Raw genomic sequence first — 14299 nt, 5'->3', positions numbered from 1 at the left:
GGATTAACGGCATCAGCAACGATGTGAAAGACGTCCTGCAGGAGTACATCGTCGCGCAGCGTAGGCGTGGATTGATCCACGGCGTACGGATGCTCTGCACAAATCCTGGCAACATCGCCAGCCTTGAGGATCTTCGAGGCATCGAAACCTTTGAAGAAAGCCCTGACGTAATCGTTCACCGGGTTGCAAAGCAGCTCTTGCGGGGTACCGATCTGTACTACCCGGCCACCCTCCATGATCGCAATGCGATGGCCGATGCGAATCGCCTCGTCAATGTCATGGGAGATGAAGATGATGGTGCGATGCTGTTCTGCCTGCAGGCGGATCAGTTCGCCCTGCATTTCGTGGCGAATCAACGGGTCAAGAGCCGAGAAGGCTTCGTCCATTAGCAGGATGGCTGGGTCGTTAGCCAGCGCTCGGGCCAGGCCTACCCGCTGTTGCATACCGCCGGACAGTTGGTGCGGATAGCTGTAGGCGTGGCCATCGAGCCCTACCTGTTTAAGTGCCTCGAGTGCACGTTTATGCCGTTCACTTTCCACGACACCCGAGATTTCCAGACCGAAAGCAACGTTGTCGATCACACTCATGTGGGGCATCAGGGCAAACGACTGAAAAACCATGCTCATGTCTTTGCGACGAACGCTGAGAAGATCAGCATCCGACAGACCGGTAATTTCCTGTCCGTTAAGATGGATTGTTCCGCAGGTTGGCTCGATCAGTCGATTGAACAAGCGGACCATCGTCGACTTCCCGGAACCGGAAAGCCCCATGATGACGAAAATCTCTCCGCGTTTTACGGAAAAACTGGCGTCAAAAACGCCAACGACTTGACCGGTTTTGCTGAAAATTTCACTTTTATCAGCACCGCGAGCCAGCATCTCCATCGCGAGTTTTGGCTGAGCACCAAAGACTTTGTAAATGTTTTTTACCGAGAGTATCTCGTCACCAAGACTCATAACCCCTCCTGCTGCAATTACGATATAAGACCAAGAATTCAGGTGTACGTGTCTTGATCAGTTCAGACGGTGCTTGTGGGGGCAGTCAAGCTGGGAGAAAGGTTGGGAAATAGTCATTGTGACCATCCTCTTTATTATGTGGTGTTTATTATTTTTGTTTTATCGGTGCTGAATTAAGCAGTACCTTGAGGACCAAGTTATTACCTAATAGAGTCAGCGTCTAACAACATTTCTTCCAGCCAATCAATAACGTCATGTTATCAATTATTTAATTAAGCCAATTTGCGACCGCGGCAGTGCCAGTTGCGCAGACGAATGCGGCTGGCCCTGTTTTAGCCCCTGTGTTTGAGCTACGCTCCAGCGTAGGCTCCAGGTGGAGCCCTCTCGCCGATCTCGTCCCTAACGGCCCTCCGAAGGGCCCCGAACCGGATATTCAATACTCTAGGTTATGGTTAAGCACATCGATCCAGACATGACGCTGCTGAAAATGCCGTCTCTGAAAGCAGTGAAGTCATTCGTAGCCGCCGCAAAATATCAGAGCTTTACCCGTGCGGCAGAAGCACTGTGCGTTACTCAAGCGGCAATCAGCCGTCAGATTCGGGAACTTGAGGCGTACCTTGGGGTGGATCTATTCAAGAGAGTGGGGCGAGCAGTCGAGTTGACGGAAGCCGGATCCATCTTTTTTGATGCGGCACAGATATCTTTCGTCAACATTTCCCAGGCGGCGGAGCGCATTCGTACCAACAATGCAGGCAAGCGCACGTTGACGCTTTGCTGTTCTCCCGCGTTTTCAGCCCTCTGGCTCGCAGCGAAGCTGCCGGGTTTTTTTACCAAAAACGCAGATATCGACCTCAATCTGGTCACCACTCAAAACTTTTTGTCGATGGAGCCGGGTGTAACTCCGGACATCTTCATCACAAAAATGGCCAGGATTCAGGATGGCTACCGCAGTTATCCGTTGTTTCATGACGTCATCTACCCGGTGTGCACTCCTCGTTACAAAGAGCAGCACCCTGAGCTGTCCAGCCTGGAAGCACTACGCGACGGGGTTTTGCTGAACCTCAGTCCCTATGGCAGATCCCAGGTAGCGGAGCACGTTGACTGGGGCGTTTGGCTGGCTTATCACGATGTCGATATCGAGAAACGCCCCCACGACAGCCCTCACGTGTTCAACGCGAACGACTACAACCTGGTAATCAGCATGGTGTTGACCCATCAGGGCGTAGCCCTCGGATGGAATCACCTGGTTGCAAACCTGATCGAAAACGGCACGCTGATTCGGCCGATCGAAGAGGAAGTGGTTCTCCATGAAAGTCAGCACTATCTGACCTTTCGTGAAGACCGGATCAATGACGACGCGTGTTGCCGGCTACGCGACTGGATTCTCGCCCAGTTTTCCCGAGCTGTTTAGAAGACAGGAGTACTGACTGAGCAGTGACCTCGCCCAGTTTTCCCGAGCTGTTTAGAAGACAGGAGTACTGACTGAGCAGTGACTCGGGGTGCGAGGAGGGGAGAAGTTTGGGGATGCCGGTGGTGATCATTCGTGGTTCTCACCACCGGCAGTTTTGCTCTTAGCCGACAGATCTCAACGGGATCGTGTCATTGAGCTGCTCAAGCATCGTTTTGCAGTACCAATCATCAAACTGACACACACCAATTTCGCTGGCCACCGACAATGGGCCCGGCTCGTAAGCAGGGGAGCTGACCCCGACCTGTGCGCCTTCCACCAAGGTGCGATCCTGGTCATTGGTTGCAAGCCAAACCTTGGTCAGGCGATCGATGTCGTAGTCGACACCTTCCTGCGCGTCCTTCTTGACGATCCATTTTGTAGTGACCAACGTCTCGCCCGGACCGATGGGCAGAACGCGGAAGCTCAGCGCGTGGTCGCCCAGAAAGTGGTTCCAGGTTGATGGGTAGTTGAAATAAAGCAGCGCACCGATGTTGGCTTCACCGGTTGTGTCCAAGCGACCGGCAACCGCAGGCTTGCCATCCATTGTGTAGCTGACGGCCCCGGAAAAAAGGGGGATGCGCGTCATGCGGAAGCGACCGTCTTCGTCCATGACCAATCGGCTGGGCAGGCCCGCCGCTTCGCAGCGATCCCAGTGCTCTTTGAGTTCGAGATCCTCGTCGCCGCCGGCGCCACCCACTGATGGGTTGTCGACGAATGAGTGCATCAATTCCGGGTGAGTAAAATCGCAGTGGTAGCACTCGCGGTTGTTCTCGAAAACCAGTTTCCAGTTGCCTTTCTCGATGATGTTCGACTCAAACGCGACTTTGCAGTCGTCCAGGTTATGAGGCGCAACGAAAGGCGTCAGAGATTTTCTGAATGACGAAAAGTCAGGTGCCACATCAGCGACGCACACATAGATGTAGGTTTCGACGACCTCACAATGCACGGTTTTCAACCCATGCTGAGACTTGTCGAAATCGTCCCCCATGTTCCCGGCGAAAAGCAGCCTGCCATCCAGCTCGAAGGTCCATTTGTGGTAAGGGCACACCAGCTTGGCGACCTTGCCGCTAGCTTCCGGGCACACCTTGGAGCCGCGATGGCGGCAGGCGTTGTGGAATGCACGAATCTGTTTGTCTGCGCCACGGACGATCGCGACAGGGTAATCGCCGATTTGCAGCGACAGGTACTGACCCGACTTCTCCAGCTCAAATGTGTGCCCTGCGAAGATCCAGCTTTTGTGCCAGATCTGTTCCAGATCCTGCCTGTAAACATCTGGGTTGCTATAGAGCGCACCTGGCAGCGCATGATCAGGCTTGCGCTGCGCGATAAGATTTGAAACTGCCGATTTAGTGCTCACGGTCAACACACTCCAAAATACCAAGGGGGGCGACACGTTCAGCCTGCTCAGCGAGATGAGGCTAAACGGTCTTGAGTTCGCAGTACCGTCTGTGGACGCAAGCCATCAAACCGTGCTGCTTCTATCCGCGAACCGGAACGGTTGCCACGTCCAGGAAGCGCTTTACGAAATGTGCCTTCTTGGATGGGGGTGCCATCCGTGCACTCATTTCGTTCGAATCCTTACTAATGCAGACATTTTTTTAATGCCGATCTTGCATCAAGAGCAATATTTCTACAGCACCTTATTCGAGCCCGGGTAAACGGCCCTAACTAACGGGACGAATGTACGAGAAGTATTCGTCGCCAATTCGTCGGTAGAATATCGCTGTTGTAAGGCTACGATGGCAACCATGCATCAACAAGAAACTTTTACTCTTATCAATGCATAAACAAATGTTATCGATTGACGTCGTGGCCCCGATTTGAAAATTACAAGCCATTGAAAATAAAGGGATTTTAAATTTTAAGAACGAGTGAATCACCCTTCTAAAAATGTGCACGCCAGAAATACACTCTATTGACCGCCTTCTTGGCCCATGCGAGTCTGGATTCAACAGTAGCCAAAGTGCCGTAGTTGATCTCATGTTTGAGCATTGGGAACTGTCCCGTGAAAACATGGAGATTTTTATCGCGCCTCAAGGCATCAAAGCTGACGCGCTCGTTGATCTTCCACCTAACCCGCATTCGGAGCATTTATCTTGAAATTTGAAGGTATTTATACGCCAGCAGTAACTCCTTATAACTCTGATGGAGACATTGACTGGAATGTGTACTCGGAAGTTTTGGAGTCGCTGATTGAGGCGAAGGTGCACGGCATTATTATCGGCGGGTCAACAGGCGAGTATTATGCGCAGACGTCGGAAGAACGCACCGAGTTGGCGGCCTACGCCAAAGATGTGATCGGCACTCGGGTGCAACTGATCGTCAGCACCGGGGCGATTCGTACCGAAGATGCGGTTCAGTACGCCAAGGATGCCAAATCGATCAAAGCGGACGCGATTCTCGTCACGTCCCCGCCTTACGCGCTGCCAACCTCACAGGAAAACGCGATTCACGCGCTCACTATCGATCGCGCAGCGGACTTGCCGATCATGCTTTACAACTATCCGGGCCGCATGTGCGTTTCGATGGATGAAGAATACTTCACGCGTGTCAGCCAATCGAAAAACGTCGTCGCCATCAAGGAAAGCTCCGGCGACATGGGCCAGGTGCATATGCTGGCCCGGCAGTTCCCCAACATCGCCTTGTCCTGCGGATGGGACGACCAGGCCCTCGAGTTTTTTGCCTGGGGCGCCCGCAGTTGGGTGTGCGCAGGTTCCAACTTCCTGCCCAGGGAACACGTAGCGCTTTATGAAGCCTGCGTGATCGAAAAGAACTTCGACAAAGGCCGTCAAATCATGTCGGCAATGATGCCGCTGATGAATGCCCTGGACGGTGGAAAGTTCGTGCAGTCGATCAAGTACGGCTGCGAAGTTGCCGGATTGAAAGTCGGTAACGTGCGCCTGCCATTGCAGCCACTTGAAGCGGACGAAAAGCAGAGTTTCGCGTCGGTCATTACTGAACTCAAACGTAACGTAGCCAACATTACTTCGGGAGCCAGCCATGGGTGATCTTCTGAGCAAGGCCGAATATGCCGCTCTGGCCAAAGACATTTCGTTGCCATCCAAGGCGTTCATCAATGGCGCGTTCAAGCCCGCGATCTCCGGCAAGACCTTCGCCACGAACAACCCGGCAACGGGTGAGTTTTTGACAGACGTCGCTGCCTGTTCGTCCGAGGATGTCGACCTTGCGGTGAGTAACGCCAAAGAGGCCTTCGAGGATGGACGCTGGAGATCGATTTCTCCCAGGGAACGCAAAGCGGTTCTGTTGAAGTTTGCAAACCTGCTTGAAAGCCATCAACACGAATTGGCCGTCCTCGAGAGCCTCGACAGCGGCAAACCGGTCAGTGAATGTCAGTTGGTCGACATCCCCGACACCATCCACACGATCCGCTGGCACGCAGAACTGATCGACAAGATTTACGACAACACCGCCCCGGTGGGCAGCGACGCGCTGACCATGGTGGTCCGGGAGCCGATCGGCGTGGTGGGCTGCGTATTGCCCTGGAACTTCCCGCTGCTGATGCTGGCCTGGAAAATCGGCCCGGCGCTCGCTGCGGGCTGCTCGGTCATCGTCAAACCTGCCGAACAAACCTCGCTGACCACGTTGCGTGTCGCTCAGCTGGCGTTTGAAGCCGGTATACCCGCTGGTGTCCTCAACATTGTGACCGGCACGGGCAAAGAGGTTGGCGAGCCCATTGGCTTGCATAACGACGTCGACATGGTGAGCTTTACCGGCTCCACCGCGACCGGCCGCCGTTTCCTGCATTACGCCGCCGATTCGAACCTGAAACGTATCGTTCTCGAATGCGGCGGAAAAAATCCGGCCGTGGTGATGGACGATGCCCAAGACCTGGATCTTGTCGCTCAGCATGTCGTCAACGGCGCGTTCTGGAACATGGGCGAAAACTGCTCCGCGACGTCACGTCTGATCGTCCACGCGTCTGTTAAAGACGAGCTGCTGGAGCGCATGGGCGCCTACATCCGCGAATGGAAAATGGGCGACCCACTCGATCCGCAAAACCGCGTAGGGTCGCTGGTCAGCCCTGAGCATTTCGCAAAAGTGAAGTCGTACCTTGAGCACGCCGCGGCCGGCAAGCTTGAAGTTGTCTACGGCGGCGCGACCAAAGATGGTGCCTTTGTAGAGCCTACGGTGATTGACGGTGTCGGTCGAGACAACCGGCTGTTCCAGGAAGAGATCTTCGGCCCGATTCTTTCGGTCACCACCTTCAACACGATTTGCGAAGCCATTGCCCTGGCCAATGACACGGTGTACGGCCTGGCGGCCTCGGTATATACCGGCAGCCTGCGGCGGGCAATCAAGTTGTCGCGGGAAATTCGCGCCGGCATCGTCACCGTGAACTGCTTTGGTGAGGGTGATGCATCGACGCCATTCGGCGGCTACAAAGAGTCGGGCTTCGGTGGTCGGGACAAATCCATTTTTGCCCATGACCAGTACACCGAAATCAAAACAATCTGGATCGATGTGTCTGATCGGTCGGATGAAGAGACCGAAAAATGAGCACCCATACCATCAAGCGCCTGCCGGTAGACACCGGGGTTTCAGGTTGGGAGGCGATTTCCGCACGCACTGCGCCTGTCCGCATGCTTGATGGAAACGTGACGGCGGATTGGCTGATTATCGGTGCCGGTTTTGCCGGCCTGTCCGCCGCTCGCAGACTTTCACAGTTGCACCCGGGTGACAGCATCGTTGTGGTCGATGCTCATGAAGTCGCCAAGGGGCCGGCAGGCAGGAACTCGGGCTTCATGATCGATGTGCCGCACAGTCTGTCGTCTGGGGAATATTCCGTGGCGAGTGAGTCTGCAACGGCGCTGGAGATCACCCAAAATCGTTTTGCGATTGATTTTGCTGCGCAAGCCGCACGCGAGTACGGCATGTCCGCAGAGACCTTTGACCCTTCAGGGAAGATCAACGCTGCCGCCACTGAGCGGGGATTGAAGCTGAACGTCAATTACGCCAAATCCCTTGAGYGCATTGGCGAAAAGTTCGAGATGTTCGATGCACTGCAAATGCGTGAAATCACCGGGTCTACTTATTACCAAGGAGGGATCTATACCCCCGGCGCTGTGTTGATTCAACCCGCACAATACATCAGAGACCTGGCAGCAGGGCTGGAAGGGAAAATCACTCTCTTTGAGCGTTCTCCAGTTATCGAATTGTCGAAGCAGGGTAGCGGCTGGATCGCTCGATCTCATAACGGGACGGTGCACGCCCCCAAGGTCATTCTTGGAGTGAACGGCCACATTGAAGACTTTGGTCATTATCGGGGACGCCTGCTGCACGTCTTTACGTACGCCTCCATGACTGCAGCGTACAGTGATGATGCATTCAAGAAAGACGTGCCGGGCAAAGCCAGGTGGGCCTTGTTGCCGGCTGATCCAATGGGTGCGACTGTTCGTAAAATCTCTACAGACGGTCTCTCGCGTATCGTCATCCGGACAAAATTCACCTATGACCCGAGTATCCAGGTCACCCCAGAGCGTGTAGCGGCGGTTGCCAAAGAACAGCGACATTCTCTGGATGCACGCTTTCCCGAATTGAAATCCACTGCGTTGGAGTTCAGCTGGGCCGGCCGTCTGTGTTTGAGTCGTAACAGCGCCGCTGCATTTGGCGAGATCGAAGAAAACCTGTATTCGGCTTGCTGCGAAAATGGGTTGGGAACGGTCAAGAGCACTCTGGCAGGTGTAATGGCGGCGGAATTGGCTTCGGGTATACGTTCTGATTTTCTGGAAAGTATCAGTCACGCGCCAGGACCGAGCAGGCTCCCCCCCCAAATAATAACGAAGCTGGGCGTCAGTTCAGTCATTCGTTGGCATGAATTTTGGGCCGGGAGAGAAGGTTAACAAGTTTAAGTTGTCGGCCTTTCCTATAAAGGCTATTTAATAAGTTACTAATAAGAACGGAACAATCCATGAAGAGTATTTGGAAGGCATTCTGCGCGCTCGCGCTTGTGGGCATGATGAGTTTGCAGGCACATGCTGAAGAAAAAAACATAGTGATGGGGACTATGTCCTGGGAGGATTTGGTGCCCATTACCGGCATTACAAAGAAGGTGCTTGAGAACGCTGGGTATACCGTAAAAGTCGTGGAGTTTTCCGAGTGGGGGATCGCCTACGCTGCACTCAGCAAAGGGGATATTCAGGTATTGGCATCCCAGATTGATTACGCCGCCGCCGATTATTGGAAAAAGAACAAGAACAAAATCGAGAAGCTGTCACCAGTCTCCTTCGGTCTTTATCAGGGCTTGGCAGTACCCGGTTACGTAGACATCGACTCCATCGAACAGCTGAATGCAAACGCGGAAAAACTGGGGAACAGAATCATTGGTATCGAGCCAGGTTCGGGCTTGATGAGTGACGCGAACAACGTGGTCAAAGCGTACGACATCAAGCTCAAGCTGGTCGAAGGCAGTACTTCGGCAATGACCGCGGCTTTAAAGTCGGCAGTCGACCGAAAGGAATGGGTGGCGGTAACCGTCTGGGATCCTTCCTGGATGACCAAGAAATTTGATCTCAAATTCTTGAAAGATCCAAAAGGGGTCTTCCCGCCGTTGCAGGGTTATTACTGGATAGGACACAAAGGCTTCGCTGAAGCCAATCCGCGTGCGCGTGAACTAATGGCCAGTGTTTATGTGCCTATAACGGACATCACCGCGATGAATGCTGAAGTCAAGGATGGCAAGACCATGGACGAGGCTATCAAGGGCTGGATAGATAGCCATACAGATCTTGTAAATCGTTGGGGGAATATCAAGAACTATTGAGTTTGGTTTGTTTGCCACTGCCGCCCTTTGATTAATTAGAGAAGCCAGCAAACAACTGGTTCGATGGATTGCGAAATGACGATGGCCACAATTAATACTGACGAAGTGCTGGTAGATTGCCAGTCGGTTTGGAAAATCTTTGGTAAAAATGCACCGGCAGCCATGGACGCGGTTGTCCAGCAGGGTCTTTCAAAGACCCAGATCCTGCAAAACCATGGCTGTGTGGTCGGAGTTTCCGATGTCAGCCTCCAGGTTCGCCGGGGGGAAATCTTTTGCATCATGGGTTTGTCCGGCAGTGGCAAATCCACCCTTATACGGTTGTTGAACAAGCTGATCACCCCGAGCTCGGGGAAGGTGCTGGTCAAAGGCAAGGACGTTTCATCCTTGTCGCCGGCACAACTGCGAGAGGTGAGGGCGCGTCACATCGGTATGGTCTTTCAAAGCGTTGCCTTGTTGCCTAACCGTACGGTTCTTGAGAACACCGCGTTTGGCCTGGAAGTGCAGGGTGTGGGCAAGGCTGAACGTTACAAAGTGGCCGAGCAGGCGCTGGCGAAGGTTGGATTGAGCGAGTGGACTTCACGCTATCCGAGCGAGCTGTCCGGCGGCATGCAACAACGGGTCGGACTGGCGCGTGCACTCACCGCCGACCCGGAAATAATCTTGATGGATGAGCCGTTCAGCGCGCTTGATCCGCTGATTCGCCGACAGTTGCAGGATGAGTTCCGCCAGCTGACCAAGGAGCTGGGCAAGTCCGCGGTGTTTATTACCCACGACCTGGACGAGGCCATCCGCATCGGTGACCGTATTGCGATCATGAAGGATGGCGCCATCATTCAGGTTGGCACCGCCGAGGAAATCGTGCTCAACCCGGCTGACGACTACGTGGCGGAATTCGTCGCCGGCATTTCCCGATTGCATCTGGTCAAGGCTCACTCGGTCATGACGTCTGTCCAGGCCTACAAGGCTGCACAGCCGACTTGCGATATTTCCAGGCTCACCCAAACCTCGCTTGACGCCGATATCGATGAACTCATCAGCTTGACGATGAAGTCCAGGCGCGACGCGCTTGCCGTCGTCGATCACGGAACAGTGGTCGGGATCATTACGCCTCGTGATCTGCTGCGTGGCGTTCAAGGTATTCCCAACGAATTGGCGCCAGTACCAACCGCCGGTGCGATGGAGGCGTCCGCATGAGCACGCCGGATTTTTCCAGTCAGTTTGATACCGCCATTGATACAGGACTGGAATGGCTTTCGGACAATGGCGAGTTCGTGTTCGATGCCGTCAATGCGGTGCTGAAGGGCATTTATGAAGGCGTGCTGTGGTGTATCGCCTATCCACCGCACTACGTTGTAGCGATTGTCATGGCGTTGATTGGCTGGCGTCTGGCTGGCGTTCGCTTTGCAATTCTTGCAGGTTTGGCCTTGTTGTTTTGCGACGTCATCGGCTTGTGGCCAGAGACAGTCAGCACGCTTGCCCTGGTGCTCACTGCGACTGTCCTGGCACTGGTTGTCGCCATTCCGCTGGGGGTCATTGCCGGTCTGGCGCCGGCCTTTGATCGCGTGGTTGATCCTTGTCTGGATTTGATCCAGACGATGCCGCCCTACATCTACCTGCTGCCGGCCATTGCACTGCTCGGCTACGGCCCTGCCACGGCGCTGTTGGCGACTTTTATCGTCGCGCTTCCCCCTGCGCTACGACTGACCTCCCTGGGTATTCGCATGACACCCAAGGAGTTCATCGAGTTGGGAGATGCCAGCGGCGTGACTGGAATGCAGATGTTTTTCAAGATCCGCTTACCGTTCGCCATGCCCAGCATCATGGCCGGTATCAACCAAAGCCTGATGATGGCGTTCGGTATGGTCGTCATCGCCGGCATTGTGGGTTCGGGTGGTTTGGGCGAGGCGATTTACGGTTCCATCCGTACGTTGGATATCGCCAAGTCGATCAACGCGGCCATCGCTATCGTTATCCTGACCATGATCCTGGATCGTCTGGCGCAGAGTGCTGCACAGGCGCGGGTGAGGGCTTCCCAATGACAACGCACATTCAATTTTCTCCAGGCGATTACCTGGCTCCCGCCGTTGACTGGCTGAACACTAATTTACATGGATTGTTCAAAGGGATAAGTCAGGTCATTGAGGCGGTACTCGGTGCAGTGGAGGGGGCGCTGCTTGCTCCCCATCCGTACTTGTTCATCGGTATTGTCGTCGTTGCGGCCTTCTTTTTTGCCAATAAACGAGTCGCTGTTTTCGCTGCGCTGATGTTGGTTTTCTGTTTGTTCGCTGGCCTTTGGGTCGCGTCCATCCAGACGATTGCGCTCGTCAGCGTGTCGGTCCTGATCTCTGTTGCCATTGCCTTCCCGCTGGGGGTTCTGGCCGCCCGGGTGAAGCGTATAGATGAAGCGTTGCTGCCAATTCTGAACATCATGCAAACGGTGCCGCCCTGGGTATACCTGATCCCCGCAGTGATGCTGTTCAGCTTGGGACGGGTACCCGCAATCATCGCAACGATTGTTTACGGCATCCCGCCGATGCTCAGATTGACGACCCTGGCCTTCAAGCAACTGCCCAAGGATCTCCTTGAGTTGGGCCAGGCGTCCGGTGCTTCACCTAAAGACATTCTGTTCAAAATTGAACTGCCGACTGCTGCACCCACACTGTTGGTAGGCCTGAACCAATGCATCCTCATGTCGCTGGCGATGGTGGTGCTGGCAGGCTTGGTGGGGGCGGGCGGCCTGGGGGCTGAAGTTACCCGTGGCCTCTCCAGGATGGAGATGGGATCAGGCCTTCGAGCGGGCCTGGCCATTGTCGCTATTGCGCTGCTGTTGGATCGACTGTCACGGGGCGCGTTGCAGCGTCACTCCCCCAGCAAACTCCTTTGAAAGGGCATCAGTATGAGGCGCAGCTTTTTTTGCATTGATTCGCACGCGTGCGGCAATCCGGTTCGGGTTGTAGCGGGCGGAGCACCGCTGATGCCCTCCGTATCGATGGCGGAGCGTCGCGATATTTTCGTGCGTGACCACGACTGGGTACGCACCGCATTGATGTTCGAGCCTCGGGGACACGACATCATGTCTGGCGTCATTATTTATCCATCGGTACGTGATGACTGCGACTTCGGAGCGTTGTTTATCGAAGTCAGCGGCTGCCTGCCGATGTGTGGAGCGGGCACCATCGGATTATCGACCGTGGTCATTGAAGAGGGCCTGGTGACGCCTCGTGAGCCGGGAAAACTGGCGATTGAAACACCGGCGGGACGCGTCGATGTCGAATACACCATGGGCGGCGAATTTGTTGAATCGATTCGTTTGTTCAACGTAGCCAGCTACCTGCACAGCGCCGATGTGGTGGTGCAAGTACCTGGTATTGGTACGTTTACGGTGGACATCGCCTACGGCGGGAATTTCTATGCGGTGGTCGAACCACAGGAGTGCTGGACTGGATTCGAAGGGCAGACGACGGCTGACATCGTGGGGTTGAGCCAGAAGTTGCGCGCAGCGCTCTCTGCCATTTGTGACCCTGTGCATCCTGAGAACAGCAGAATCAGTGGTGTTCATCACATCATCTGGTGTGACAATCCACAGAGCAGAACCGTGCATGGCCGCTGTGCAGTGTTCTACGGTGATAAAGCTATTGATCGTTCTCCCGGCGGTACCGGTACCTCGGCCCGGATGGCTCAGCTCTTCGGAAAAGGTCGGCTGAACGTCGGCGACGTTTATCGACTCGAAAGTCTGATCGGTACAATCTACGAAGGAAAAGTGGAGGCGTCGGTAAAGGTCGGAACCTTCGACGGCATGAATCCAAGTGTCAGCGGCTGGGCTGAGGTGATAGGTCACAACACAATTTTCGTCGATGACAAAGACCCTCTGGCCCACGGGTTCCAGCTCGCATAAACAGTACGGTCACGGCGCCAGCGGTTGATTCTTCGCAAGCGCGGATTCAACCGTGGTTTGCACAAAGGCTGCATTCGTCAGTGTAAAGAAGCGAGGCGTAAAGTGATCGAACGACGAGATTTCAGCGGGTGTATGAAAGGTAAAAACCTGCGCTATCTGGAAGAGACTCGGAGTGAGCCGACGGCTCATGCCCGGGCAGGATTTTTACTGCTCGAGCACTTCTCGTTGCCTGCATTTACGCAAGCGCTCGATACGATTGTCACTGCCAATCTTTTGCGTCCTGCGTTGTTCTCTTCACGAACCTTCGGGGTGCAGGACGGAGAGGTTACCAGCGACCTTGGCCTGGTCATTCGACCGGATGCGCGTTTGGACGTGGCAGCACTCAAAGACCTTGATTTGCTGGTCATATGCGGCGGCTATCGCACCGAACTCAAAGTCAATCACGAGCTGATCAGCATCCTTAAAACGGCATCGGAACTGGGTATAACCCTGGCCGGGCTATGGAATGGGGCGTGGTTTTTGGGCGTGTCAGGTTTGCTTGAGGGGTATCGTTGTGCGATTCATCCCGAACACCGACCTGCGCTCGCAGAAATTTCAAAAGTAACGCATGTCACCAGTGAAGCATTTGTCATGGATCGAGACCGGCTCACGGCTTCGAGTCCGGCGGGTGCTTATCATATGGCTCTCGAGTGGATCAAAGGGCTGCATGGCAAGGCGCTTGTCGAGGGCATCGAAGACATTCTGTCTTTCGAAGAGTCACGGTATCGGCGTATCAAACCGACACAAAACATCTCGTTGAGCGCCCCCCTCAAAGAGGTGGTCAAACTGATGGACGCCAACCTGGAAGAACCGTTGCAAATGGACCAACTGGCGGTCTATGCCGGACGTTCCCGTCGACAAATAGAGCGCTTGTTCAAAGAGCAACTGGGTACCACGCCGCAACGGTATTACCTGGAATTGCGCATTACCGAAGCACGGCGATTACTTCAGCACACAGAGCTGTCTCAGGTTGATGTGCTGGTCGCATGCGGCTTTGTTTCACCGAGCCATTTCAGCAAATGCTACAGCTCGTATTTTGGTTACCGGCCTTCGAAAGAAACACGGCTGGTGAAATAAAGAATGCCTGATCAATCCTCAGTGAGTGCTGGTCTTTAACCGCGACTGCGGGCTGCTGTAACGCTCCAAACCGGAGTCGCTGAAATTTTAAGGAGGAGGGC

The 14299-nt window shown here is 54.4% G+C and carries 12 protein-coding genes and 1 pseudogene; 11 read left to right on the top strand and 2 right to left on the bottom strand.

All coding sequences use genetic code 11. The features are described from left to right. Positions 1–956: quaternary amine ABC transporter ATP-binding protein (locus AC1DU9_RS21070; protein WP_477810746.1), on the bottom strand; the 956-nt coding region annotated here is incomplete at its 3' end. A gap of 448 nt (positions 957–1404) precedes the next feature. On the opposite strand from AC1DU9_RS21070, the gene AC1DU9_RS21065 reads away from it, so the two are divergent. Next, entirely contained in the window at positions 1405–2367 is a 963-nt protein-coding gene (locus AC1DU9_RS21065; RefSeq protein ID WP_223462299.1) for a LysR family transcriptional regulator, read from the top strand. Positions 2368–2527: 160 nt separating this feature from the next. On the opposite strand, the gene AC1DU9_RS21060 is transcribed toward AC1DU9_RS21065, so the two are convergent. Then, on the bottom strand, positions 2528–3763 hold the full coding sequence (locus AC1DU9_RS21060) for an aromatic ring-hydroxylating oxygenase subunit alpha (RefSeq protein ID WP_223462300.1): 1236 nt from the start codon (positions 3761–3763) through the stop codon (positions 2528–2530). Between the two features lie 602 nt (positions 3764–4365). Between AC1DU9_RS21060 and AC1DU9_RS21055 the strand changes: the two are divergent. The 10 genes and pseudogenes from AC1DU9_RS21055 to AC1DU9_RS21010 all read left to right on the top strand — a co-directional run. After that, positions 4366–4506: pseudogene (locus AC1DU9_RS21055) on the top strand (GntR family transcriptional regulator); the annotation flags it as partial. Then, on the top strand, positions 4503–5414 hold the full coding sequence (locus tag AC1DU9_RS21050; RefSeq protein WP_477810745.1) for a dihydrodipicolinate synthase family protein: 912 nt from the start codon (positions 4503–4505) through the stop codon (positions 5412–5414). The pseudogene AC1DU9_RS21055 and the gene AC1DU9_RS21050, both read left to right, overlap by 4 nt. Next, entirely contained in the window at positions 5407–6924 is a 1518-nt protein-coding gene (locus AC1DU9_RS21045; RefSeq protein ID WP_477810744.1) for an aldehyde dehydrogenase, read from the top strand. Before AC1DU9_RS21050 ends, AC1DU9_RS21045 begins: the two co-directional genes overlap by 8 nt. Next, positions 6921–8267, top strand: coding sequence for an NAD(P)/FAD-dependent oxidoreductase (locus AC1DU9_RS21040; RefSeq protein WP_477810743.1), 1347 nt, complete (start codon positions 6921–6923; stop codon positions 8265–8267). The genes AC1DU9_RS21045 and AC1DU9_RS21040 overlap by 4 nt, the downstream gene beginning before the upstream one ends. Before the next feature lie 68 nt (positions 8268–8335). Further along, positions 8336–9187, top strand: a complete 852-nt coding sequence (locus AC1DU9_RS21035; RefSeq protein ID WP_223462304.1) for a glycine betaine ABC transporter substrate-binding protein — start codon at positions 8336–8338, stop codon at positions 9185–9187. 75 nt (positions 9188–9262) lie between these two features. Then, positions 9263–10381: a quaternary amine ABC transporter ATP-binding protein gene (locus tag AC1DU9_RS21030; RefSeq protein WP_457265840.1), complete on the top strand. Its 1119-nt coding sequence runs from the start codon at positions 9263–9265 to the stop codon at positions 10379–10381. Beyond that, the gene (locus AC1DU9_RS21025; RefSeq protein WP_223462306.1) at positions 10378–11226 is read left to right on the top strand and encodes an ABC transporter permease; all 849 of its coding nucleotides are present in this window, start codon (positions 10378–10380) and stop codon (positions 11224–11226) included. Before AC1DU9_RS21030 ends, AC1DU9_RS21025 begins: the two co-directional genes overlap by 4 nt. Beyond that, the gene (locus AC1DU9_RS21020; protein ID WP_477810742.1) at positions 11223–12071 is read left to right on the top strand and encodes an ABC transporter permease; all 849 of its coding nucleotides are present in this window, start codon (positions 11223–11225) and stop codon (positions 12069–12071) included. Before AC1DU9_RS21025 ends, AC1DU9_RS21020 begins: the two co-directional genes overlap by 4 nt. 12 nt (positions 12072–12083) lie before the next feature. Beyond that, positions 12084–13082 (top strand): 4-hydroxyproline epimerase, encoded by a 999-nt coding sequence (locus AC1DU9_RS21015; protein ID WP_223534894.1) that lies wholly within the window; start codon positions 12084–12086, stop codon positions 13080–13082. A gap of 102 nt (positions 13083–13184) precedes the next feature. Then, positions 13185–14198, top strand: coding sequence for a GlxA family transcriptional regulator (locus AC1DU9_RS21010; RefSeq protein ID WP_477810749.1), 1014 nt, complete (start codon positions 13185–13187; stop codon positions 14196–14198). The last annotated feature ends 101 nt before the right edge of the window (positions 14199–14299 follow it).

The sequence above is a fragment of the Pseudomonas sp. P4_C1 genome (assembly GCF_056402155.1).
This window is presented reverse-complemented; position numbering and strand designations above follow the sequence as displayed.

Bases quoted from the DNA above. Each gene is read 5' to 3' on its own strand.
- AC1DU9_RS21065 (WP_223462299.1), top strand. From the start codon at position 1,405: ATGGTTAAGCACATCGATCCAGACATGACGCTGCTGAAAATGCCGTCT.
- AC1DU9_RS21045 (WP_477810744.1), top strand. From the start codon at position 5,407: ATGGGTGATCTTCTGAGCAAGGCCGAATATGCCGCTCTGGCCAAAGAC.
- AC1DU9_RS21035 (WP_223462304.1), top strand. From the start codon at position 8,336: ATGAAGAGTATTTGGAAGGCATTCTGCGCGCTCGCGCTTGTGGGCATG.
- AC1DU9_RS21030 (WP_457265840.1), top strand. From the start codon at position 9,263: ATGACGATGGCCACAATTAATACTGACGAAGTGCTGGTAGATTGCCAG.
- AC1DU9_RS21025 (WP_223462306.1), top strand. From the start codon at position 10,378: ATGAGCACGCCGGATTTTTCCAGTCAGTTTGATACCGCCATTGATACA.
- AC1DU9_RS21020 (WP_477810742.1), top strand. From the start codon at position 11,223: ATGACAACGCACATTCAATTTTCTCCAGGCGATTACCTGGCTCCCGCC.
- AC1DU9_RS21015 (WP_223534894.1), top strand. From the start codon at position 12,084: ATGAGGCGCAGCTTTTTTTGCATTGATTCGCACGCGTGCGGCAATCCG.